This is a genomic window from bacterium, assembly GCA_039961635.1.
Classification (GTDB): Bacteria; 4484-113; 4484-113; order JAGGVC01; family JAGGVC01; genus JABRWB01.
The window spans coordinates 13,273-37,696 of record JABRWB010000013.1; the positions used below are offsets into that span (position 1 = coordinate 13,273).

General features: G+C 60.4%; 16 protein-coding genes. All 16 read right to left on the reverse strand.

Going from position 1 to position 24,424, the window contains the following annotated elements; genetic code table 11:
* Positions 1-57: 57 nt before the first annotated feature.
* The 16 genes from HRF49_02310 to HRF49_02385 all read right to left on the reverse strand — a co-directional run bounded on the left by HRF49_02310 (position 58) and on the right by HRF49_02385 (position 24,388).
* Positions 58-3,771: an FAD-dependent oxidoreductase gene (locus tag HRF49_02310; GenBank protein ID MEP0813482.1), complete on the reverse strand. Its 3,714-nt coding sequence runs from the start codon at positions 3,769-3,771 to the stop codon at positions 58-60.
* Complete coding sequence (gene nuoF, locus HRF49_02315; GenBank protein ID MEP0813483.1) at positions 3,768-5,525, reverse strand: NADH-quinone oxidoreductase subunit NuoF; 1,758 nt, start codon at positions 5,523-5,525, stop codon at positions 3,768-3,770. The genes HRF49_02310 and nuoF overlap by 4 nt, the downstream gene beginning before the upstream one ends.
* A 100-nt stretch (positions 5,526-5,625) precedes the next feature.
* On the reverse strand, positions 5,626-6,150 hold the full coding sequence (gene nuoE, locus HRF49_02320; protein ID MEP0813484.1) for an NADH-quinone oxidoreductase subunit NuoE: 525 nt from the start codon (positions 6,148-6,150) through the stop codon (positions 5,626-5,628).
* 125 nt (positions 6,151-6,275) lie between these two features.
* Positions 6,276-7,271, reverse strand: a complete 996-nt coding sequence (locus HRF49_02325; protein MEP0813485.1) for a response regulator — start codon at positions 7,269-7,271, stop codon at positions 6,276-6,278.
* A gap of 330 nt (positions 7,272-7,601) precedes the next feature.
* Positions 7,602-8,441 carry an ABC transporter permease subunit gene (locus HRF49_02330; protein MEP0813486.1) on the reverse strand — a complete coding sequence of 280 codons (840 nt, stop codon included), beginning with the start codon at positions 8,439-8,441 and terminating at the stop codon, positions 7,602-7,604.
* Positions 8,434-8,934 carry a nitrous oxide reductase accessory protein NosL gene (locus tag HRF49_02335; protein ID MEP0813487.1) on the reverse strand — a complete coding sequence of 167 codons (501 nt, stop codon included), beginning with the start codon at positions 8,932-8,934 and terminating at the stop codon, positions 8,434-8,436. The genes HRF49_02330 and HRF49_02335 overlap by 8 nt, the downstream gene beginning before the upstream one ends.
* On the reverse strand, positions 8,927-9,844 hold the full coding sequence (locus tag HRF49_02340) for an ABC transporter ATP-binding protein (protein MEP0813488.1): 918 nt from the start codon (positions 9,842-9,844) through the stop codon (positions 8,927-8,929). The genes HRF49_02335 and HRF49_02340 overlap by 8 nt, the downstream gene beginning before the upstream one ends.
* Positions 9,841-11,232, reverse strand: coding sequence for a nitrous oxide reductase family maturation protein NosD (gene nosD / locus HRF49_02345; GenBank protein ID MEP0813489.1), 1,392 nt, complete (start codon positions 11,230-11,232; stop codon positions 9,841-9,843). The genes HRF49_02340 and nosD overlap by 4 nt, the downstream gene beginning before the upstream one ends.
* Complete coding sequence (locus HRF49_02350; GenBank protein ID MEP0813490.1) at positions 11,233-11,907, reverse strand: hypothetical protein; 675 nt, start codon at positions 11,905-11,907, stop codon at positions 11,233-11,235.
* Positions 11,908-11,942: 35 nt separating this feature from the next.
* Entirely contained in the window at positions 11,943-13,820 is a 1,878-nt protein-coding gene (gene nosZ / locus HRF49_02355) for a Sec-dependent nitrous-oxide reductase (protein MEP0813491.1), read from the reverse strand.
* A gap of 19 nt (positions 13,821-13,839) precedes the next feature.
* Positions 13,840-15,063, reverse strand: coding sequence for a c-type cytochrome (locus HRF49_02360; protein ID MEP0813492.1), 1,224 nt, complete (start codon positions 15,061-15,063; stop codon positions 13,840-13,842).
* A 9-nt stretch (positions 15,064-15,072) separates the two neighbouring features.
* Complete coding sequence (locus tag HRF49_02365; protein MEP0813493.1) at positions 15,073-16,422, reverse strand: cytochrome b N-terminal domain-containing protein; 1,350 nt, start codon at positions 16,420-16,422, stop codon at positions 15,073-15,075.
* Between the two features lie 8 nt (positions 16,423-16,430).
* On the reverse strand, positions 16,431-16,961 hold the full coding sequence (locus HRF49_02370) for a ubiquinol-cytochrome c reductase iron-sulfur subunit (protein ID MEP0813494.1): 531 nt from the start codon (positions 16,959-16,961) through the stop codon (positions 16,431-16,433).
* Complete coding sequence (locus tag HRF49_02375) at positions 16,948-18,807, reverse strand: FAD-dependent oxidoreductase (protein MEP0813495.1); 1,860 nt, start codon at positions 18,805-18,807, stop codon at positions 16,948-16,950. The genes HRF49_02370 and HRF49_02375 overlap by 14 nt, the downstream gene beginning before the upstream one ends.
* Positions 18,808-18,845: 38 nt before the next feature.
* Positions 18,846-19,328 (reverse strand): Rrf2 family transcriptional regulator, encoded by a 483-nt coding sequence (locus tag HRF49_02380; GenBank protein MEP0813496.1) that lies wholly within the window; start codon positions 19,326-19,328, stop codon positions 18,846-18,848.
* Positions 19,329-20,122: 794 nt separating this feature from the next.
* Complete coding sequence (locus HRF49_02385) at positions 20,123-24,388, reverse strand: S8 family serine peptidase (protein ID MEP0813497.1); 4,266 nt, start codon at positions 24,386-24,388, stop codon at positions 20,123-20,125.
* Positions 24,389-24,424: the final 36 nt, after the last annotated feature.

Here is a 24,424-nt window from a genome sequence, read left to right on the forward strand (position 1 = left end):
CCGGACTCCAAACTATAAAACTAAATAACTAAAGAACTAACGAACTAAATAACTTTTTCAACTCCTTATCCTGAAACGCTCCAGGCCGACGTTATGGATTTCGCGCTTGTAACGCGCCGCCGCGGTGAGCGCGGGCGCGATCGGCGCGGGCTTAACCTGAACGTCGGCAACCACGAGTCGCCCCGCGCCGTCCCATTCCCGCTTGCCGTTCGTATTCCAGTAGAAATGCGAATACGGTGCGGAATTTGCGAACACGGCCGCACGCAGCTCGCCTGTTGCGTCCGACACAGCGCCGTAATTCAAACACATCCCCAGCCCGTTTGCAAGCAGCGCCAGGATTTCCCAGTTCTGCATCCCCGCGGGCGCTTTGACGGCGTCGTCGAAATGGACAAGCCTGCCCTCGTAAGAAATGCGCGTCCCCGCGCATTCAAGATAAGTCGACCCCGGCAGCGCGACGCTGGCAAATTCCGTCGTCTCGGTGGCTGCCCAGTCCAGCGCGACGGTGAACTCTATGTTGCGAAGCCATGACGCGGTTTTGTCTTCGCGCATCGGATCCTCGCCAACGATGAGCGCGCCGCGGATTGAGCCGGATTCGAGCAGTTGCAGAAGCTCCGCGCGAGTACGCGCGCCGGCCAGCCCGTTCGCGCGCTTTTTGCCCGGGTGGAATGCCGGATCCGCGCCGGTTAATTCAACCGCCGCGCCGTTTGCGGACAAGTGCGGCAGTATCAGATCCGCCGCGACTCCCGCGCCGCGCAAAAGTATCGCAAGGTTCGCCAGTGCGGACATGTCGCCCGGCGCCTGGTCTTCCGCGCGGTCGGGACTGTGAATTATCGCGACGTTGCGCGCGGATTTGAGCGCGAAAGCCGCGCGCTTGATTTTCCCCGCGTCCACTCCGGTTGCAAGCGAAATAGATTCGGGGCTGTAATCGTGCAGATCTGCCAAAAATTCGTCGCCGCCGGGAACGGCTTTGACCGTTTTCCTGTCGAAAAATCCGTCGTCCAGCAATACCTGGATCACGCCGTTCCAAAGCAGCGCGGCGCGGCCGCGCATCGGATCCAGCGCGACCTCGGCCATCACTTCGAGCGGATCGCGGCTTGAGTTCGCGACGACCAGTTTCGCGCCTCGCCTGACCGCCGCGATTACCTTTTCCGACAGTATCAGGTGGTCGCCTTCCAGATTCGTGTTGTTGCAGACAATCACGTCGGCCTTCTCCACCGCACTCCCGTCCGATGTGGACGCCGTGAATCCAAGCGAGCGGTCAAGCGCGCCGGAATCCACCCCCCCGGCGAGCGCGGCGAACGAACTTACGTTGTTCGTGCCCAATCCTTCGCGCGCGATTCGCGCGGCCAGATACATCACTTCGTTCGTCTGCTCCGGCGAAACGAAAACGGCGACCGATTGCGGGCCGTATTTTTCGGCGACGCCCTTCAGCCCTTCGACCGCGGCGGATATCGCCGCGGGCAGACCGGCTTCGATACTTCCGCCGTCCCTGCGAATTTTGGGCGACGTAATCCGAGCCTGTTTGATGAACAGCTCGTTGCCGAACCGGCCGTACTGGCACAGGTAATCCCCCGGGCGGCCGGACGGCTCGATGAAATACGCTCCCCCCCCGAATTTGCGCACCGTTACAGGACAGGCGAGCGAGCAGAATCCGCAGTGCGACGCGACGTCTTCGGTCGCGAGGCTCGCCCTGCCAGGGAACGGGAATTTCGTGGTCAGCGCGCCGACGGGGCATGTGTCTATGCAGTTTCCACAGGATACGCAGTTGGTGAGCACCAGCGGGTCGTTCATCGCGGGACGCATCTCGGTGCGGAATCCCCGCCCCACCAGTCCGAGCGCGGATATGGGAAGAATCTTTTCGCACGTGCGGATGCACCGCGCGCACAATATGCATTTGTTAGGGTCGTAATCTATGTACGGATGGCGGCTGTCCACCTTGTGCTTTCGCACCTGGCCGCGGAAGCGCTCCATGTCCACGCCGTACTCCTGGGAGTAAAGCCGCAGCTTGCAAGAATCGAACACGACGCATCCGCAGGCAAGGCAGCGCGCGCACTCGTGCGCCGTGTCCTCCCATTCGTAGCCGGTCGCGACTTCCTCGAAGCTGCGCTCCCGGTCGGCCACTTCTATTTCGTGCATGTGGCGTCGGCGGCTTTCGGGTATTTCGCCGAGCTCGGTTTTTCCCGGCTTTTCCCAGAACGCCTTCGTCACGACAAACGGCTCAACCGGAGGCTTTTCGCCCGACAAGTACGCGTGAATCGCTTTGGCCGCCCGCTGGCCGTCGCGGATGGCGTCAATCACGACGGTCGGGCCGTCGTCCGCGACGTCTCCGCCCGCGTAAACGCCCGGAACGTTCGTTTCCATCGTTCTCGGATTGGATACGATCGTTCCCCATTTTGTCAGCTTTATCCCGTCGCCGTTGCCGCGTGCGATTTCGCCGATCACCGGCTCCTGTCCGATCGCGGAAATCGCCAGGTCGCATGGAAGCTCGAACTCGCTGCCTTCCTGCGGCACGGGCCGCCTGCGGCCGGAGGAATCGGGCTCGCCCAGCTTCATCCGGATGCATTTAAGCGCCTTCAGCCTTCCGCCTTCGGACACTATTTCGACCGGCGCGGCAAGCTCCATTATTTCGATGCCTTCCTTCAGGCAGTCTTCGATTTCCAGTTTGTCCGCGGGCATTTCGGCCTTCGTGCGCCGGTATAGGATGATCACCTTGTCGGCGCCGAGCCGCCAGGAAACACGCGCGGCGTCCATCGCGGTGTTACCCCCCCCTACGACGACCACGGTTCCGGACAGTTCCGCCGGCTTTTCCGTGTTTTCGAGAAGAAAATCCACTCCGCCGACAACGCCTATGGTCTCGTTCTCCCCGGGGATTCCCATTTCTTTTGCGCCCATCGCGCCCGCCGCGATGAACACCGCGTCGTGGCGCTTGCGCAGTTCTTCCAGCGTCACGTCCTTTCCCACGCGAACGCCGCATTCGATTTTTGCGCCGACGCGGCAAATGAACTCGATTTCGCGGTCGAGCACTTCCTTGGGCAACCTGTACTCCGGGATGCCGTAGCGCAGCATTCCGCCCGGCTTGGGCAGCGCTTCGTAAATCACGCTGTCGTATCCCTTGCGGCCGAGGAACCATGCGGCCGTCAGCCCCGCCGGGCCGCTGCCCACTATCCCGACCGTTTTTCCCTTGGGCTCCTCGCGCTCCGGCTCGCCGTCGTACGCGCCCGGCTGATCGGTCACGAAACGTTTGATGAAGTTGATTCCCACCGGCTCGTCTATATCCACGCGGCGGCAGGCCACCTCGCACTTTCGCACGCACACGCGTCCGCAAATCGCGGGAAGCGGATTGGTCTCGCGCACGAGATCCACGGCCTTGCGGAACTCTCCCATCGCGGCGAGCGCAAGGTATCCCTGCGCGTTGACCCCCGCCGGGCAGCCGAGCATGCACGGCGACAGGCAGTCCGCGTAATGGTTCGAAACTAGAAGCTCCAGGCAAGTCCTGCGCGACGCGTTTATCCTTTCGCTCCGGGTGGTCACCTTCATCCCCGGCGCGACGCGCGTCGAGCATGACGGCTGCAGATTCGGCCTGCCTTCGATTTCCACCGTGCAGAGGAAACACGATGCGTACGGCTCCAGCTCCTTCGCGTGGCACAGCGTCGGTATCTCGTCAAGCTTGTAATCCTCTACGACTTCGAGGATGGTCTGGCCGGGCTCGGCCTCCACCTCGACTCCGTTGATTTCAAGCCTTATTTTTTCCGTTGCGGATTCCATTCTCATTCCTTGTATATCGCGTCGAACGTGCACACCGAGAAACACTTCCCGCAATGCACGCACGCCTCCTGGTCTATGACGTGGACTTGTTTGTTTTCGCCCGCGATGCAAGGCACCGGGCAGTTCTTCGCGCAGATGGTGCATCCCGTGCACTTCTCCGCGTCTATGATGTAGCTGACGAGCAGCGCGCAGCTTTTTGCGGGGCATTTCTTGTCGTATATGTGCGCCTTGTACTCGTCCAAGTAATACTTGATCGTAGTGAGCACCGGGTTGGGCGCGGTCTGGCCGAGGCCGCACAGCGACGCCTCCTTTATCTGGCCGGCGAGAAGCTGCAGGTTGTCAATGTCTTCCGGCCTGCCTTCGCCCGCGACGATGCGCTCCAGGATTTCGAGCATCCGCAGCGTCCCGACGCGGCAGAACGTACACTTGCCGCACGATTCGTTCTGGGTGAATTCGAGGAAGAACCGGGCGATCTCCACCATGCAGGTGCTGTCGTCCATCACGACCATTCCGCCCGATCCCATAATCGCGCCCGTCGCCGGAATGTTCTCGAAATCCACCGGCGTGTCCGCAAGCGATGCAGGGATGCAGCCGCCCGATGGGCCGCCCATCTGGACTGCCTTGAATTCCCGGCCGTCCTTTATCCCGCCGCCGATCTTGAAAACGAGATCGCGGATGCTCATCCCCATCGGGACTTCCGCCAGCCCGCCATGCGCGACCTTGCCCGCGAGCGCGAACACCTTCGTACCGCGGCTCTTCTCTGTGCCGAACGCGGCGTACGCCTGCGCGCCGTTCATTAATATCCAAGGCACGTTGGCATAGGTTTCGACGTTGTTGTTGTTCGTGGGCTTTTTCCACAGCCCCTGCTCCGCAGGGAACGGCGGGCGGATGCGCGGCATCCCGCGCTGGCCTTCAATCGACGCGAACAGCGCGGTTTCCTCGCCGCACACGAACGCGCCCGCGCCCTGCTTTATCTTCACGTCGAAATCGAAACCGCTCGCGAGAATGTTTTTGCCCAGATATCCGGCCGCGCGCGCGTCGTCCAGCGCCTTGTACAGCCGCTTCAGCGCCAGCGGATACTCGGCGCGGCAGTAAATGTACCCGTGGTGCGCGCCTATCGCCTTGCCGCAGATGATCATCCCCTCGATGACGCTGTGCGGGTCGCCTTCAAGCACCGAGCGGTCCATGAACGCGCCTGGGTCGCCCTCGTCCGCGTTGCAAACGACGTACTTGTCCTCCCCCGGCTGCTTGGCGGCGAACGACCACTTGAGTCCGGTCGGGAATCCCGCGCCGCCGCGGCCGCGCAGCCCGGATGCTTTAACTTCCTCGATTATCTCCGCGGGCTGCATTTCGAACAGCGCCTTTCGAAGCGCCCGGTAGCCGCCCGCGGATTCGTATTCCTCCAACGATTCGGGATCGATCGTCCCGCAATTTCGCAGGACGATCCTGTTCTGGAGCGCCAGGAATTCCTTTTCCGGCGCGTCCTCCGGTACGCCATTTTCCGTGCGATAAACCACATAGTCCGAAAGAACCTCGCCGCCCTTTACGTGGCGCTCGAAGATTTCGGCGGCGCGATCCGGCGTGACCTCGCCGTAGAAAATCCGCGTTCCGTTCTCGCGCACCTCGACAAGCGGCTCGCGATAGCACATGCCGATACAGCCGGTGATTCCGACCTCCGCGTGCCCCGCCATTTCGCCCGCAAGCGAACTAAGCTTTTCGTATGTATCGCGGGCGCCCGCGGACAATCCGCAGGTGCCCATTCCGACAAGGACTTTATACACTGTTAATCTCCATCAAATTCGAGTTAGCAGTTGACAGCTCGGAGTTGACAGTTGCTTCGCGCATCTTCTGCCCTTGGTATTAACTGTCAACTGTCAACTGTCCAACTGACAACTTCGACGTTTCCGCAGCCGCCTTCTTTTCCCTGCGCTTGATGCCTCGCAGTATCTTGCGCACGGCTGCGGGCGTCAGCCTGCCGTGCGTTTCTTCGTCCACAACCATCACCGGCGCGAGCGAGCAGCACCCTATGCACGCGACCGAGAAAAACGTAAACAGTCCGTCCTCCGTCGTGCCGCCAACCTCCACGCCCAGCTCGTCGCCTATCACCTCCACAAGCGTTTTGGCGCCCGACACGTGGCACGCGGTGCCCACGCAGCAGCGGATGACGTGCTTTCCCATCGGCTGCAGCCGGAACTGGCTGTAGAACGTGATGACGCCGTAGATCGTGCTCTCCGGGATGTTCGTCACCTCGGAGATGTACTTGATCGCCCGCCGCGGGATGTATCCGAAGTGCTCCTGCGCGGACTGCAGAAGCGGTATCAGCTCGCCCGGCGCGCCGTCGTAGCGCCAGAGGCGGTAGCTAAACTCTTCTTTGATTTCAGCCATTTTAATTCCGTAAACAATGAAGTTGACAGTTTGACAGTTGACAGTTGACAGTTGCTCCGCGCATAAGTCTTTTGGGTTTTAACTGTCAACTGTCCAACTGTTAACTCTGATCTCCCTACTCCCTATCACACATCCAGCAACTTGATGATCTTCGCTTCCTTCACCCGCAGGACGCCGTCTATCTGCTTGAGCTTTTCGATTATCTTCGGCGTCTTCCCGGCGGCGCCGCTGTCGGTAATCATCCCGACAAGCTTCGTCCCGCCGTCAATCACGTCGCAGAAGACGACCTCGTCCACGAAGAACACCGTCGTGAAAATCTGCTGGATAGCGTTCTTGTCTATGTCCACGATGATGTAGGACGTCGTCCCCTTCTTTTCCTTGATGCGCTGCTGCTTGGCTTCCTTGACCGCCTTCTGGTAGATTTCCACGAACTCGTGCACGTCGCGGTCAAGCTTGGGCCGCTCGACGCGGGACATCGACGCGATTTCGACGCCCTTTATCGCGCGCACCTGGTCGAACAGCCTGCGCACCTTTTCTTCCGAATTCGCCTGCGCGAGCAGAATCAAATCCACGTCGCCGCGCACCGCGTCCACCGCCGCGATCCCTTCCAGCACGAACAACTCGTTGAAGATGTCCATGCTGCGTTCCGGGTCTGTGATGCGTATCGTCATATACGCGCTGATGCTCTCCCGCGCCGGCTCCGGCTCGATCCCCGCCGCGGCGGCGGGAGCTTCAAGCGTCGTCGCGCCCGGAGTGAGCTCGTTCAGCGCGGCGACAAGCTCCGAAATCTCGAACGGCTTGTCCAGATAACCCGTGTTGATTTCGGCCAGCGCCTTGCTTTTGAGCACCTCGTCGCCGAATCCGGTGATCACAAGAACGGGCAGATCGGGATACTCGTTCTTGATCACCTTGAGAATCTTCAGCCCGTCAATGTCCGGCATGAAAATGTCGGTGACCAGGTAGTCGTAGCCGATTCCCTCGTCGCGCGCGTTCGAAAGCTCGTGTATGGCCGAAATTCCGTCCGGGCAGGCCGTGCAGGCGAAGCCCTCCTGTGTGAGGCCGAACGTCAGGTTGCGCCGGATCTCCGGCTCGTCGTCAATTATCAGAACACGCTTGGACATGCGCTTACCTCGCTTTTGCCTCGCCGGATCGGCCGGCAAGGGTCTCAATCTTCGCGTGCGGGGCAATTCCGTCCCGCAGCGCAACCGCCGCGGAAGCCGGAGTCCCGCCGCCTCAACGGCGCCGGACAAAGCCCGAAACGGCTTCCCCCGTCGTCAAAATTGTATGGAAAGCCTTGTGCAAAACGCAACAAGGAAGCGCATTCGCGCGGGTTGATATAGGTTGCGCAAGGGCGCGGGAGGTTGAAAAACAATCAGCGAAATTAGAGAAAACCGCATCCGGAAAACACCGGCGTTATTTGCAAACTGCGATTGCACTTTCCGATGAAGCAATCACGCGTCCTGACGCGCGAGAAGCGCGGATGCCGCCGCGAGCGAAACCGCGGTCCACGCGGCCAGCGCCGCGCACAAAAGCGCCACGGCCGCGGCCGCGCCGTGAAGCGAGCGCACCAAAAGCGCGCCGGCCGCGCCGAACATCTCCTTGCCCGAAATCGCGAGTAGCGCGGCGACGCGGGTCGCATCCACCGGATTCAGAAAGACGCCCGCCAGCGCGGTGCGGTTTGCGTAGCCCTCCGGCAGCGCCAGCGAAATCCCGATGACCGCGAGATCGAACACGATGACCGAAACGAACCATGCGACAAGCACGGCCGCGTACGCGCGCGGGCCGCGCCCCGCCGCGACCGACAGCAGGCAGGCCAGCGCAATGAAAACGACGCCGATGGCAATGGTGAAAGCGACAAGAATCGCGTAAGCGGAGAATCCGAAAAGGCCGGCTTTGATGGCGATGAATATTCCCGTGAATCCGAATCCCGCGAGCGCCGAGAGGATGTGCGCGACGGACAGCCCCGCCGCCTTGCCCAGTATTATTTCCGCCGCTGTAACCGGCTCGGTGAAAAGTCGGTCCGTCGAGCCGGCTTCGGACGAAAGGCTCTGCACCGCGAGAAGCATCGACGCGAGCGGAACGATGTAAAGCACCAGGTTGAGCAGGCTGACCGCGGTGCGGTCGAACTCCTGGAATCCCGCCTTTTCGACGACAGCGAGACCGAAGTAGCTGATCGCGAACGTGAGCGCGGCGAACACCGCGGCGTAAACCGCGGTCCACCTGTTGCGAAGGACGATGCGGAGTTCCTGGCGCGCGATAAGCGCGATCGTTTTTGCGCTGGCTTTATTCATCCTGCTTCACCTCCGGCGCGCTTGCCGCGGGATTCGCGGCGTCCGCCAGAATTCCATCCCATCCGGTTATCTGCGCGTTGGCGGCGTATTCGCTTGCGGATGCGGCCTGCTGTGAGCCGAACGCGATTATCCCGAAGCTCATCGGCGTAGGAATTTTCGATGAGACTAGGTAAGTCGCGGCCTCGGCGTCCAGCCACTCGCCGGTCTGGAAATCCACGACGTAAATCGCGCTGCCGGGCTTTGCCCGTCCATCGCTGTACCAGCGCGCTAGGCAGCCGATGTCGTCGAAGTAACTCGCCACCCCGTCGGGCGAGACGGCTTCCGCGGCGAACTTGCGCTCGGTCACCGCCATCCGGCAGTGCGCGCATGCGTCTTCCGACAGGACGATTTCGACCGGTTTTGGCTTCCCCCCCGCGCAGGACACGGCAAACGCGGCGACCGCCGCGGCCAGACCGAGCATCGCGAATTTCGCCGCTTCAGGCAGTCTAGCCATTGTTCGCCCCCCGGACGTAATCTATGTAAACGTCTTCCAGCGACGGCTCCTCGGTCTCGAACCGGTTGACGATTCCGAGCGAGGAAAGCCGCTCCAGTATCGCGAGCCTGCGCTCGACCGGCGCGGTGATGAGCACCGCGTGCGAGTTGAGTTTCGCCTGGGTCGCGCCGCACTCCAGCGCTGCGGCCACATGCAGGTCGGACGGCTTGCCCACGTCCACGCGCAGCCGCGCGAAGTGCTGCAGCTTCGTCCTTAAATCGCCTATCGTCACCGATGCGACGGCCTTTCCGCCGACGAGAATCACGACGCGGTCCGCAAGCTGTTCGACGTCGGAAAGAACGTGCGTCGAAATCAGAAGCGCCTTTCCCGCGTCGCGCCAGTTGCGCGCGACCCGCCGGAACGCGATCGCGGCTTCGGGATCGAGATTGGCCGTGGGCTCGTCAAGAAGCATCACCGGCGCGCCGGATACCGACGCGACCGCAAGCGAGAGTCGCTGGCGCATCCCGCCGGAATAGGTTCCGCACGGGCGCGTCGCTGCTTCGTTCGCGATTCCGGCTTCCGCGAGCGCGGCCGCGGCCGCGCTTTTGTCGCGCCCGCGCAACAGCGCATGAAACTCGACAATCTCAACCGCCGTAAGGTTAGCCGGAAACGCCGCGGTCTGGGGAAGAAACGCCAGATTCGACAGCGCGCGCTTTTTGTCGCGGCGCGGATTCGCTCCCATTATCCTCACGTCGCCCGAATCCGCGCCAAGCAGACCCGCGGCGCATTTTATCGTCGTTGACTTGCCGCTGCCGTTCGGCCCGAGAAGCACCACGCTTTCGCCGGGCGCGACCGAAAACGAAACGCCGTCCACCGCGCGCACCGCGCCGAACGACTTGACGATTCCCGATACTTCAACAGCGTTCATCATCGTCTCAGCCTCCAGGAAAGGAAGCCCGCTAACAGAAACGCAAGCCCGGAAAGCGCGGCGGGAATCCCCTTTTCCGCGGTCCGCGTTTCGTCCCGCCCCGCCGCGTCGAATTCCACCCCGCTGACCGGCCGCACCATAGGCGCGTCGTCGTACTGGTCGCTCGATTCGATCACGGGGAACGCGCGTTCAGCCAGCGCGAGCGCGTCCGCAGCAGCCCCCCCCAGGTAAATCCGAAGCAGCGGATGATTGCCTTCCAGATATTCGAACGCGTCCTGCAGCCTGTGCGGCACGTCGCCCGCGCCGTCGCCGTCCAAATCGTACGCGGGCGCGTCCGAATAAAAATTCCCCGCGCCCCCCGGCGACCAGTCCGCCTTCGCGCGTCCCACGGTGTGCAATACGGCGAGATTGCCGACAAAGTCGTTTTTCGAAAATCCGTTTTCCAGAGAGCTTGCGAAAAGCTGCACCGCAACGTCGTTGTACGCGACGAGGTTGGACGAAATCAAATTCCGATGCGAGTTGTCCATCAGGATGCCCGTTCCGTTGTTCACGACCGCGTTTTTCTCGGCCGTGCAGTCAAGGCAGTCCTTCAAAAGAATTCCAAACGAGTTGTGGCTTTTGCGGTTGTTGTAAATGTAATTCCCGGACAGCTCCACGCGCTCCGTGTACATGATCGCCACCCCCCCTGTGCTGTCTCGGAAAACGTTGTCGCGGAACGAATTCTCCCCGCAAAACATGTAATGAACGCCGTAGCGAAGCTCATAAAACTTGTTTTGGACCACCAAGTTTCGATCCGCGTGATCGAAATAAACTCCGTCCCGGACGTAGCTCACGTCGTTCCCGCGCACAATATTGTCCCGCGAGTCGAAAAGGTGTATCCCCGGGCCGCGACGCGATTCCTCGAATTCCTTTCGACCCACGACGACGTTGTTTTCGACCACTGAAAAATCCGAGCCGGCGAAATAAACGCCGAACAGGTTGCCGATTATCCTGTTTCCGGCGACAACGGCCCTGTCGGCGCGGATGCCGACGCCGGCGTTGCTTTTCATCATATCCAGCCCCGAGCCGGATATCTCGAAGCCACTTATCCTCACGCCGTCGGCCTTGATCAGGACAACCGTGCCCTTGCCCTCTCCGATGATTTTCGGCATTCCGGTTCCGGTTATCGAGAGCGCCTTGTCCACCACAAGATTGCCGCGGTACTCGCCCGGCCCGACGGAAATCTCGTCGCCCGGCGCGGCCGCCGCAATCGCTTCCGCGATGGTCGAGAACCGCGCTCCCGCACCCACCTCAAGAGTCGCGCCTTGCGCCGGAGAAACAGCGGGCGGGAGCGCCCATGCCAGCATGAGCGCCCCGCCCAGTCCCTTGAGGAGAACCTTTAGCTTTGCCATTCACGCACCCGGCGCGGCGGCCTTACGCTCGCGCCTTGCCCGTCGCCAAGCCATGAGCAGCGCAACCGCGAACGCGAGGAAAATCATGGCTCCGAACGCGGCAAGCGCGTAGCTCCCCCCCCCGGGAAAACTCTCGACCCAGAAATTTGCCACCTTAACCCTGCCGTAAATAGGCGGAGTGAAGGGCTCAATCTTTATCGGGGCTTCCGGCGATAAGTTGTGTCCGCACTGGTACAGCCTGTTGTAAAACGTCCACGCGGAAAACAACCCGAAGTAGGTGTAAAGAACGAAAATATCCACCAGATCGCGCAGGTTTCCCAATACGAGCGCGCGCAGGATGACGATTACGAAAAATCCCACGGCGAACGGAAGCCACAGGAATTCGGAGAAGTCGCTTTCGAGAAGCGGCCGCATCCCGATATAGTGGTTGAGCGAGTTGATCTCCCGCAGATCGTCCCTCATTTCGGTTTTCTGACCTTCAAGATGGTTGATGTGAATCGCCATCTTAAGCGGATCGGGATACTGGTTGCTCTCGAACGACATCGTCCAGAGAGGCTCCCGGAACACCCAGATCACCGAAAAAACGGATATAAACAGGATGACGCGCGCAACCCCCGCTATAGGTCTTTCCAAAAACTCCTGATACGCTTCCAGCCTGGTTTTCACCTGAATCACTTTCCTTTGAGCGGCATCGCCGCTGCCCCGCAGTGTTACTTGACCAGGAAATACCCCTGCATCTCCTGGTGAAGCGCCGAGCAGAAATTCGTGCAGTAGAACGGGAAAACGCCCTGCTTGTCCGCGGTGAACGTGACGTGCTTGGTTTCCCCCGGATCCACGACCAGGTTGATGTTGTAAAGGTTGATCGCGAATCCATGCAGCTCGTCCGTCGTCTGCTCGATGTTCGTCATGTGAATCTTGACGGTGTCGCCCTTGTTGACCTCGATCGCGGTCGGATACAAAGTCGAGCGCACCATCACCATCTTCACGTCCACGACGTTTCCGTTGCGCGTGATTCCCGCGTCCTTGATGTCCCAGACCGCCATCGGATCCTTGTTTTCTTCTTTTGGATACACCTCGATCGGCTTCAGAAGCTCCGCCGGGCATGCTTCCGCGTAGTGCGGCTCCGGCTCCGTGAACGCGTCGTAAAGCAGCTTCATCTTGTCGCCGGTGATGTCAATGAGCTGGCTCGATTCCGGCTGGCTGGGACCGACGTTCAAATGCCTTCCATGCGAAAGCTTGTTCAGAGCAACCACGTACTCGCCGTACGGCTTGCTTGAGTCGCCGCCCGGAACCATCAGGTGGCCGATGTTGTACGCGACGGGAATGGTATCGAGCACTTCGCCGGTTTTCGGATCCCACTTTGCGATGGCGCTGTCGATGAACAAGCTTGTGTATGCATATCCCTTGTCGTCGTACTGCGTGTGAAGCGGGCCTAGGCCGATCTGCACTTCGCGGTCGATTACCGCGTCATAGTCCAAAACCGGAATGCCGTCTTCTTCGCCGGTGAATTTTTTCGCCGCGATCGCGTCCTGCAGCTTCTGGAAGCTGTAAACCGTGGTTACCGCCTCCAGCTTGCCGCTAGTCACGAAATATGTGCCGTCCGGTCCGAAGTCCACGCCGTGCGGGCTTTTTGGAACGGGAACGAGGTAGCAAAGCCCGGGCACTTCTTTTGGATCCAATACCGGCACGCCGCCGATGTCCTTCCCCTTGCCGGACGCGGCGGCCGCGGCCGCCTCGCGCCAGTTGACGACTATCGCGTAGTCGCGGTCGTTCGCTCCCGCCGTCTTTTCAAGCTCGCCGGTCGCGCGCTCGGAGTTGTAGCACGTCCACGCAACCCAGTCCGCCGACGGACCGCGCCCGGTGGAGCCTAGATCCCAGTTGAACGGGGGCGTAAGAATCTGAAATCCGTTCGACATTTCGCCCGTGTTCGGATCGACCTTCAGGCAGCCGACGACGCCCTTGTAGCTTGACGCGTACTGATCAATGGACGCGTAGGTGCCGCGCGGCACCGGCACGCTGAATCTCGATGCGTAAGTCACGTATTCCGTGTTCGCAGTCACGAACGCGCTGCCGTGGTTTCCGGACAGGTTCGGAATCGGGCCGAAAATCTGCTTGGTTTTGAAATCGCGCAGGTCAATCCTGGCGACGCGGTTGTTCGCGTTCTCGTTGATGAACAGCCAGCGGCCGTCGTATTCGCCGTTCGTCTTGGAAATGGACGGATGGTGGCAGTCGCCCCAGGTGTAACCGCCCAGCATCGCTTTGGATTCGTCGTCGAATCCGTATCCCGTCGCCGGATAGGGCGTAAACACCGGAATCGTCGAAATATGCCTCATCGAGGGAATTCCCGCGACGTAGATGTTTCCGGAATGGCCGCCCGAATAAAACAGGTAATACTTGTCCAGGTCGCCCGGCGGAACGTATGTCGCGGACGCGGCGTCGCCCGCGCTTCCGGTCGTTATGCCGCGGCCGGCGCGTCCGCCTTCCTTGCCTCCCCCCCCTCCCTGACAAGCGAAGAGGAGGATTGCGACAAGCGCAACGGCTGCCGCCGTCCACCCCAAGCCGGCTTTGGAAAATACATGCTTAACCATCTCCGTTAACCTCCTGAAATTAATTGCCGGGGGGCGCAATGGATTCGCCCTCCGGATTCAAACCTTTGTTAGCGGCCTTGGCCGCGACATGCTTTTCGTGGGCGACCTTCAAAAGCCTGATCGCCTCGCGCTTTTCATCGTCCGTTAGGACGATTTGCTTCGACAGGACAACCGACATCGTGCCGGTCGGATTCATCAGGAATTCGTCGAGCGTCACTCCGAATCTTCGCGGCGCGTCCTCGACGGCTATCGCCAGATCCGGGCCGATTTTCGTGGCCGATTCGATTCCCAAACTCGATACGTCGTGGCAGATGAAGCACGTTTTCTCGACAAAGAACTTTCCTTCGCCCTCACGCATCAGGCGCTCCTTTTCAGCTTCTTCAGGAGTGGCCTTGTCGCTTAGCTTCGCGCCCGGCAAAAGCTCGGCGGGAAGCGGCTCTTCCCTCCATGAAAGAAGCAAAAGCGACAGCGCCTGCGCGTCCTTCGAGTCGAATCCGAAGTCCGGCATCACCGTGTCCGGCGAATAGCTCTTTGGATCCTGCAAGTGCCCCACCTGCCAGGCGAATACCGACGGAAACGTCGTAAGCCTCGAATAGTCGTATTGCTCGCCCGTCTTTTCACCGATTTTCGTCAGGTCGGGGCCGATTGTTCCACCGCGGCCGTTTATCGTGTGACACGCGCGGCAGCCCTTTGCGTTGACAAGTTCCTTCGCGCGGTTGATCAAATCCGCGCCTTCCGTTTTCTTGTCGTAGCGGTGGCACACGTTGCACTTCATTTGGACGAAGCCGTAAGGCTCGTCCATTCCGTATTCCTCTGACAGCGTCGTATCGAGCAGCGGATCCTCCCAGTGCTCCACCCAGCCGTGGGCGTCGGGCAGCTCCGTTGCGAAACCCTGCCCGCCATGGCACAGCGTGCATCCGAACTTTTCGATCGGATGATTTGCAAGCGGCTCCGGCGGATGAGTGCGGAACGGCTGGTCGGCTTCCTCCAAGCCCTTCCAAGTGACGCCCTGATGGCACGAGATGCAGCGGTCAACCCTGTTTGCGGATTTGACCCAGATTTGCTGGACTCCGCGGGGAACTGCGGCGGCCTTTTCCGGCCCCAGCTTGTCGGCAACAAGATTGCGAAACTGCACCTGATATTCAAGGTATCCCGGTGCGAAATCCAGATACACGACCCAGCCGAGTATCGCGAGCGATACCACCGCAAACAGCCATACGAAAACTATATCGCGCTTGAACATTTGCGACTCCTAAAACCTCGGAGGATGCACGGGCCAAGCTTCCCACGGCCAGAAGAAATGCCAGTAAGGCCCGCGCAGGTATGTGCCGACTACCGTGAGCACGATTACGAGAGCGCACACGGCTATGAAAACGGCGTTGTGGATTTTTCGCTCCGGATGGAACCAGACACCCGTCGCAGCCGCGCTCGAACGGTCCAAAAGCGGCTGGGCGATCCCCCAGAGCAGTAGGATTCCCGGCACCAGAATGCCGCCGATGAAAGCGCCGTTGACTGTGAACTTGCCGATATGAATCGTAGTAATCGTGACGAGCTCCTGCAGCCATAAGAAATACCAGGGCGCTTTCGCTGGATTTGGCGTAACGAAAGGATTCGCGGCTTCTTCCAACGGCGAGCCGAGAAGAACGGCGAAAAGCGAAGAGACAGCGAAAGTGAGGAGCCCGACGATCAGCAGCCTTTTGAGAAGGTTGGGTACTGACGAAACCTGGTGCTTGTCTTCGTCCACGAGCGCGGCCTCGACATGCGCGGTGCGCCCGGACGTGATTCCCAGAAGCGAGTAAGTCTTGGATGTCGCCGGTTTCGCGTCCTGCGCCTTTTGATTCAGCGCCAGGTTGTCGTCGCACGCCAGCCCGCCGTCCTTGCGGATGCGCCACATATGCCACAGGAAAAGCATCGTCAGGAAAGCGGGAATGAAGAAGCAGTGCAAAACGTAAAACCTGATAAGAGTGTTTTGGCCGATTTCATGTCCGCCGAGGAGGAAAAACCGAAGCTGCTCGCCCACCAGCGGCGCGGCCTTTGCGATGTTCGTTCCCACCGTGATCGCCCAGTACGCAAGCTGATCCCAGGGCAGCAGGTATCCGGTGAAAGAAAGCAGAAGCGTCGAAAGCAGCATCGCGAGGCCGATCCACCAATTGAGCGGGCGGTTTTGGCGCGCGAAAAGCCCGTTCTTGTACGCCCCCGTGAGAAAGACACGGACCATGTGCAGGAACACCACCGCCACCATCAGGTGAGCGGCGATCCTGTGAAGCGCGCGCAGATAACGTCCGAAGCTTATCGCGTACTCGATGTCCTTAACCGACTGGTACGCCCGCTCGACAGACGGTACGTAAAAAAACATCAGAATTACGCCTGTCAGGATTAGAATTAAAAAGAGGATCGCAGAGATCGTGCCCAGCCAGAACGAATAGCTCGTCGCGATCGAGCGCTTAGAAATCTTCGCCGGGAACCAGTGCAGGAAAAAGTTGGTGACGATGGCGTCGCCGGATTCACGCTCCGAGCGGGGAGACCACGACCAGGTAAGATCTTCGGCGCTTGGAAGATTGATTTTTTTTCCGTTTCCGGGTTTGGTTTCTGTCGTTGCCATTTTTTCTCCTAAACCGTGAGCCGCCAGCCGCGGTCCGCAATCTGCGACATATCCACGACAAGCTGGCCGTCGTCCGGCGCGATCTCGATTTTGAAATAGGGGAGAGGGCGCGGCGCGGGCCCGGCATAGTTGACCCCGTCGGCGTGGTATTTGCTGCCGTGGCACGGGCATTGAAATTCGTAGTCGTTGCCCGGTTCCCCGCTTTTCAGCCGCACGAGCTGCACGGTGCAGCCCAGGTGCGTGCAAGTAGCGCCGATACAGTGAAAAGTGTTCTTGTCGCGAAATACGAAAAGGCGCTTATCCGCGATAAACGTCGGCCCGTCCGTGAACTTGTCCAGCCCGCCGATTTTGAACCGCTGCGGCTCCTCGTAAAGCACGTTGGGAACGCACGAGCGCACCGACATGATTACCGGGATTCCGAACGCGGCGGCCACGGCGGCAGCTCCCGCTGTGCCAAGAAACCTGCGGCGGCCGCTGGATTCACCCGATTCGGCTTTGCGCTCGCCGCCTGTTTCGGGCTTGATTTCACTTTTGCTCATAGTAGAGCACCTCCATCGTCATCGCATCGGTCGGGCAGCGCACCGCGCAAAGCCCGCACCGGATGCAAACTTCGTCGTCTTTGATCATTGCGGACGCCGCAAGCCCGTTTGACGCGCCGCAAAGACGCCTCGCGGCTTCCAGCTCGTCCGGCGCAAGTTTGATGTCCTCAAGCGGAACCAACTTCAGGCAGTTTTCCGGGCACACGTCCACGCACCTGTTGCAAAGGACGCACTTCTCCGCGTCGTAAACCGTCTGGATGTGGCATTCAAGACAGCGGTCCGCCTGCTCGCGCGCCGTATGCTCGTCATATCCCGTTTCGACTTCGCTTATTCCCGTCCTGCGGCCGATATCCACGGAAGGGGGGGGGACGCGTTTTCTTCGGTCGTACTCCGCGCTGCGCTCGTACATCCGCGTCGGGATTTTCTCGAACCGGAACACGAATTCGCGCGGCCTGGGTTTTTTATCGATGTATTCCGCAATCGAGCGCGCGGCCGTCTTGCCATTCGCGACCGCGTCGATCAGGTTGCGCGGGCCGAACGCCACGTCGCCGCCGGCGAACACCCCCGGCGCGGATGTGGCGAGCGTTTCCGGATCAACCTTTATGGTTCGCATCGGCGTCAGCTCTATGCCGTCGCCGTCGGCAATGAACGAGAGATCCGCCTGCTGTCCGATTGCGAGAATCACCAGGTCGGCCTCGGCGGACTCCGAAACGGTTTCGTCGTAAACCGGCGCGAACCGGCCTTCGTCGTCGTATGTGCGCTTGACGCCTATCAAATTGGCCTTGGCCACGCGGCCGTCGCCTTCGAAGCTCTTTATCCCGCGCTGCGGCAGGAATTTGATTCCTTCTTCCATCGCCTGCTCGAATTCCTCGCGCCCCTGCTCGCTTCTAGTTACGGGCATTTCGGCGTAGCTTTCTAGGCAGGCGAGCGTGACCTCCGCGCCCGCGCGCAGCGCGATCCGCGCCGCGTCCAGCGCCGCCGACATGTCTGACGATTCGGGCAAAGCCGCGTCGTCCGCCGCGGACGCGCGCAGCGCCATCCTGGCCGCGTCGAACGCGACGAACCCGCCGCCCAGCACCAGCACCTTTTCCGCTTTGGGCACGCGGTAGCCGTTGTTGATGTTGATCAGGTACTCGATCGCCCGCACGATTCCGTCCAGGTCGCTTCCGGGGCAGTTGAGCGCGCGGCCTTTCTGGACTCCGACGGCGATGAATACCGCCTCGTAGCCTTCCGCCTTGAGGGCCGCGATTCCGCGCTCCGCGGTCAGCGGCGAGTTGTATTTGATTTCGACGCCCAATTCTTCGATGGATGCGATTTCCTTGTCCAGCACGCCGCGCTGGAGCCTGAACTCGGGTATTCCGTGAAACGCCATCCCGCCTGCTCGCCCGCTGGCCTCGAAAATCGTGACCGCGCAGCCCATCAGCGCGAGGTCGTGCGCGCACGCGAGGCCGGCCGGCCCCGCGCCTATGACCGCGACCTTCCTTCCCTTGAGGCTTCCCGCGGCATCCGCCTTGAGCTTCGGCAGATGCCACGCGTACTTGTTTCCCGGCTCCTCCGCGCCTTTTTCCAGCTCGTGCAAAGTGCCGGGCGCGCGCGACTCCACGCCGAAGCGCTCGGTGACGAAACGCTTCAGCGCGCGTATGGAAACCGGCGCCCCGAACTTGCCTCTGCGGCACTTGTCCTCGCACGGCGCGGCGCAAATCCTTCCGCAAATGGACGCCAGCGGATTGGGGGAGCGCGCGGTGAGATACGCTTCCTCGAAGCGGCCATCGCGGATGAGCTGGACGTACTTGCCGCAGTCGGTAAGGACGGGGCAGCCGGTCTGGCACGGGATCCGACCGGCCATGTACTCGATGTCGGGAAGTCTGACGTCGTATTTGGCGCTCATTGGCGGCCTCCCCCCCCGGCGGGCGCTGAAGCCCTTGCCGCGTACATGTTCTGGTAAAGCCCGATCAGGTCGGACAGCCTTGATTCGGAAAGCACGCTTCGCACCTTTTCAGTAAGATCGGAGACGAGCCTTCCCACGACGCATTTGGACGCGTCGCAGTGCGGGAAGGAGAGCGAGCACACGTCCTCGGCCGCGATCGGCCCGTCTATGGATTCGAAAATTTCAAGAAGGGTGGTCGTTTTTGCATCCTTGCCCAGGAAGAACCCCCCCTTGGGGCCGCGGTGCGAGCGCACAAGCCCGGCCCGCGCCAGCCGCTGGAACACCTTGGCCAGGTGCGCGTGGGAAACGTCCAGCACTTTCGCGATTTCGACCGTCGTGAGCGGCCTGTCCGTGACCGCGGCCAGGAGCCCCAGCCCGTGGATGGCCAGCGAAGACGCTTCGGAAATTTTGAGTATTCCCGGCAAAGCCGCGCACCTCAAAAGCGGTAATCAGGTACTACAATACCGAAATAGAAGGCGCCTGTCAAGAACCGAATCCGGATTTCGGAAAAAATCAGGATAAGCGGATACCGGATAACCGCGGCGGCGGGCGGTAAATCGGCCGCCGAGCCGCATCAATGCTGGATGCCAGCCGGATTGTGACAGGTGTCACGAGTATGTCCGCGGAGATAAATTGAAATACCGCGAAGACACGAAGGCGCGATGACACAAAGACACGAAGGTGCGAAGGCGCGAAGGTGCCAAGACGCGAAGTCGCGAAGGCGCGTGGAGATTAAGGCAAGAAAGGATCAATGCTTATAGGAGGCCGGGCGCCTAGCGCGGCTACCGAAGATTAGAAGGAAGTGGGAAGAGGGAAGAGGGAAGCGGGAAGCGCGAGGAGGGAAGAGTGAGGAGGGAAGCGGGAAGCGCGAGGAGGGAAGTGGAAAAAGTGAAGAGTGAAAAGTGAAGCAGGAAGAACAGCAATGGAACCGCGGATTTCGGTTTGACCGTTTTATTTAAGGATACTGCGCCTTGCAGGCGTCCGCCGATTAATGCGATGCCGCGGCCGCGGAATCAAACCCTGTCGCGGCCGCAAAGGCGGCGCGGGTATGGCCGCCGCATCCGCCGCCGCATCCGCCGCCGCATCGGGCGCGGGTTCGGGCCGCCGGATGTATGCCGCACCTATGCCAAATTGCGCGACGCGGCGAGCGAGAGCGGCGCGTTCTGGCGCGACGCGGTGAGATGCGGCAGGCAATTCCGGCATCCAATCCCGCCCCGCCTTGGCGCAAGCCGGATTAAGATGCGCTGTAATTCGTAATCGAGAACGGAATGGCAAACGGGTCGGCCGGATTCGGAATCCAGGTCTGTGGGGTTTGCCAGTACGCCCACTTGGCGACTCCGACGTACCAGCGGCCGTTGTCTATGATGAATGGATTGACCTGTACTAGCGGGAATACCATCCAACCCATATCGTTTTCGTTGTAAATGACGGGCGGCTGGCCGACTCCGGGAAGCATTCCTGTAAAGTGGGGCGGCTCGGAATCCTGGATGTAAGGTTTGAGTGTTGAAACGCCGCCGTTGGGCGGCGGCGCGTAGGTGAGACCGCCAAGAATGCGCTGAACCGGATTGCCCGGTAAACCGCCTTCTTCGTTGAAGAGTTGAACGCACGTGTCGTGATAGTCAAAGGATACGTTGTCGAATTCCACATCCGGACCCAGATTGCTTGCCGCGATGAACAGCGTCGGGTCCTGCTTGACCGCCCAGTTGAACATCACACCGTTTGAGTCCGGATACTCGATTACCGGCCAGGGCGAGTCCTGGTTGCCGTCGCGCTGGTCGTCGAAGACGATATCCGCATCGGCGATCGCAAACACCTCCGGCGCACTTGATGACGGTGCCGTTATCGTCGTTTTAACAAAGCTCGCCCCGCCGATTGGCTCGGCCGACCGCTCGTCGAAAACCGCGATGTAATAGGTTCCCATCGGAAGTTGTGTCGTGTCGAGTATGGTGCGGTTCCAGGTGCGAACGCTCCAGTCGGTGCAATAAATCAGTCCCGGATTGTCCACTTGCTCCTTGAGCTGCGTCGTCGCTACCCAAGTAGCGGGATTGTGCACGAAACTTCCCGTTTCCCAAACGTCGGAAGTGTAAACTCTCGTATGCGGTTCGGGTGGATCGTCAGTGTAGGGATCGAAATACCAGCAAATCCTGCCGTCGCTGTCCAGCGTGTTACGCACCCAGGCGGGATTCCCCTCGATGTAATTGGGGTACTTTGAAACGCGCGGATTTTCGGGGAATATCACTATCCTGTGAGTTCCTTGATTGCCTTGGTTGTCGACGACAATCGGAACAATCCTCAACTTCATGTATTCGCCGGGCGGGGCCGGGCCTTCGAAATAAAGCAGCAAAGTTACCGTCGGTGTATCGCCGTCCGCGGGAGGATGATTGATGCTGCTTTTTCGACCGAGGCTATTTCCCGCCCGCATTCGAAACACGGCAGGGCCGCCGTCCGCGGCGACCACGAATGTCAGAACCTGCGCGGTTCCGTAAGTCAGATTCGGCTCGTCCTTAACCGCGAATTCACCCAGCGCAAGATTGTCGGGATCCGCTCCTTCAACAAACGACACCGGCTCCGCAGGAGGATTAGGCCATTCCGGTTCCCAGAAATCGTCGGCAGCGATCAATTCGAAGGTCCGTCCCTCGGTTCCGCCGGTTCCCTCGTTCATGTTGCAGTAAAGCGAGACAACAGCGGTTCCGCCTTCCGAATACAGAACGGCAACGGGGTCTGTCCCCACGAGGAACGGGGCAAAAAAGTCCATGCCGATATCCGCGGTCAGGTTCATCGTCCGTCCTCCCGCGCCGCCGATGTTGATCGCCAGGTTCGCGGTGTAAGGATCGTCGGGTCCGGCATCGCCAACCACCGGGCTGCCCGTGCCGGATGCGAACACGAACTGCGGATGGCTGGAATTCCAGGCAATATCCGACAGCCACGCGTCGTCGAAATGCTCCTCGCCCGGATGGAAAGTTTCCGGAGGCAAATACTGCTGCAATTCCGTATCGTATACGCTTACATCCGCGCCGGCAAGCTCGAACGTGTACGCGTAGTTTGCCGTGAAATCCAGAACGCCAAGCGGCTCGCCGTTTTCGTCAACAACTTCGCCGTCCGGCGTCAGATGAGCGGTAATATCCGGCGGAAATTCCGTGAACGAAATCTCGACCGTGAATCCTTCCAGAATGTCGGGCGGAATCGGATCGACCGTTATTTCCACCGTATCGTAAGCCTGCACGCCTATGTCGCTTGTTACGCGGAGTTTCGCGGTGTATGCACCGTCCGCCGCATACTCATACTGCGCGGCCGCGCCGAAAGCGTCCCATGTCCCGTCGTCTGTGAAATCCCACGCGTATTCGACGATCAAGCCCCCCCACGGATCGTACGACGCGGAGCCGTCGAAATTCACAGTCAGCGGCTCGTATCCGCCCGCCATATCGGTTTCGATAATCGCAACTGGAACCTGCGGGGTAAGCTGCGCGCCAGGAACATTCGGCATCAAAAGCCCCAGGTTGATTATTCCGGTACCCAGCCCCAGCCCCGGATCGAGCGGCGTCACATACGTGCGAAGCATGTCCCGGATCGCGCTTGGCGCGCCGAATTCGTCAACCGCCCGCATCATCGCGACCGCTCCCGCGACATGCGCGCTGGCAAGCGCCGTGCCGGAAAGCTCCCGGTAATCGTCCGGCTGAGCGGTGTAAACCGAATGGCCCGGAGCGGATAAATCTACGAGGTTGCCGTGGTTCGATAATTCCGCTCCCCCGTTTTCCGAGTCGGTCGCGCCGACCGCGATTGTTTCGACATATGCGGCAGGAAAGTATTGCGACACATCCGCGCCGTCGTCGCCCACCGGGCATATAACGGGAATGTTGTTTGCAACCGCGTACGCGATCGCATTCTCAACCACGACGCCCGGATTCCAGTTCACCGCCGCCGAGATATGGATTGCGTCCGCGTTGCGCGCGACAGCGTAATAAACCGCCTCGGCAAGGGACGCGGACGGAATGTACCATTCTCCGCCAAGTCCGCCGAAGCCGGTCTTCACGACAAGCAAATCGGTGGCGAATGCGACGCCGCTCATCCCGTCCCTGTCCTGCGCGGCCGCGGCTATCGCGGCGACCGCGGTTCCATTCCCGTGCTCGTCTTCAATGAATCCGCTCAAATCGGGATCGCCGGGATCGTCCGGGATACCGTCGATGTAAACGCTTTCGGCATCAATCCGGCCAGTGAATTCGTGGCTGTCCGCATCTATTCCGGTATCGATCAGCGCAATCGACGCGCCGCTTCCGCCCACTCCCAGGCCGCCGCCGGCCCCGTACTCCCAACCGTCGTTCGCATGAATCCCATCTAGATTCCACTGCAATCCCGCGTCCGGCTCCGGATTCAAGTAGCTTGGCGCAGAGCCGGACATCGCCGGTGCCGCAAGCAGGTAGTTCGGCTGTGCTCCAACCGCACCTGAAACCAAGTCCAATTTGGACAAATCGGCCGGCATTTCATCGACGTGGACAGTCGTCCGCAGCTGGAAGAAGTTTCCAGCCTGCGAACGGCGCACTATCTCCACTCCTGCGCCTGTCGCGAGGATGCGCAACACGGCAACTTCGGCCGGAATTCCAGGCTCGAAAGCGACAAGTATTTCGTTTTTCAAGTACGGCGCCCCGCCGGGAGCGGAAGGAAACTCGATATTTTCGGTGATGTAGCCATCTTTCGACAGCGATGATGCCTTGTCGCATCTGATTATCAAATCCGAGCCGTCCGTCACTTCCAAACCGCCCGAAACGGGGAGCACCCGGTAGTACACCGGGACTTCGCCCGAGTATGCGGCGTCTTCGAATAGGTACGAATTCGGCCGTCCCTGCACTTCGATAACTTTTGTTTCGGGGAACACCAAGCTGGGATCGAATTCCGAGCCGCCCGCCACCGCCCACGGTCCGGAAGACGTATCGCCGCGGTAGACCGCGTATCCGTCCAGCGTCGAAAGGTAATTAACAGCGATGGGGGTGACATCCGAGACCGACACTTCGCCGTTGCCGTCGGTGTCGGCAGCCATGTCGAATCCGTCTTCGAGGCCGTCATTGCTTAAGCGCAGATAACGGAGCGCGATTGGTGTTATGTCGGCCACGCCCACTTCGCCGTCGCAGTTGGCGTCTCCCGTCAAACGCGCTTCCCACAAAAGCGTAGGCCCGTCCGACCATCCGAAATATGACAGATTCTCGACCCGCACCGCTGAAGGCGATGCGGCGGAGGCGATCCTCGACTGTCCGCGCGATTCGAGCTGCCGCACAAGCTCCGAGCGGAGCGACTCGAAAACCGCCTCGTCGGCGGCATCCGGGCGCGGGAAGGAGCGAACCTCATCCAGAATATCGACCAAAGTCCGGGTTTCCGCGGGAGGCGATGCACCGCCGGTCGATCCCGTGTTTAAAAAGCGGGACTTGCCTCGCGAGCAGCCCGGAGAAACGAAAGCGAAAACAAAAATGAGAATCAGGGCATACTTGAGAATGAAAAAACGCGCGACCATTTGAACCCTCCCTCATGCGGTGCGCAAACTGCACAG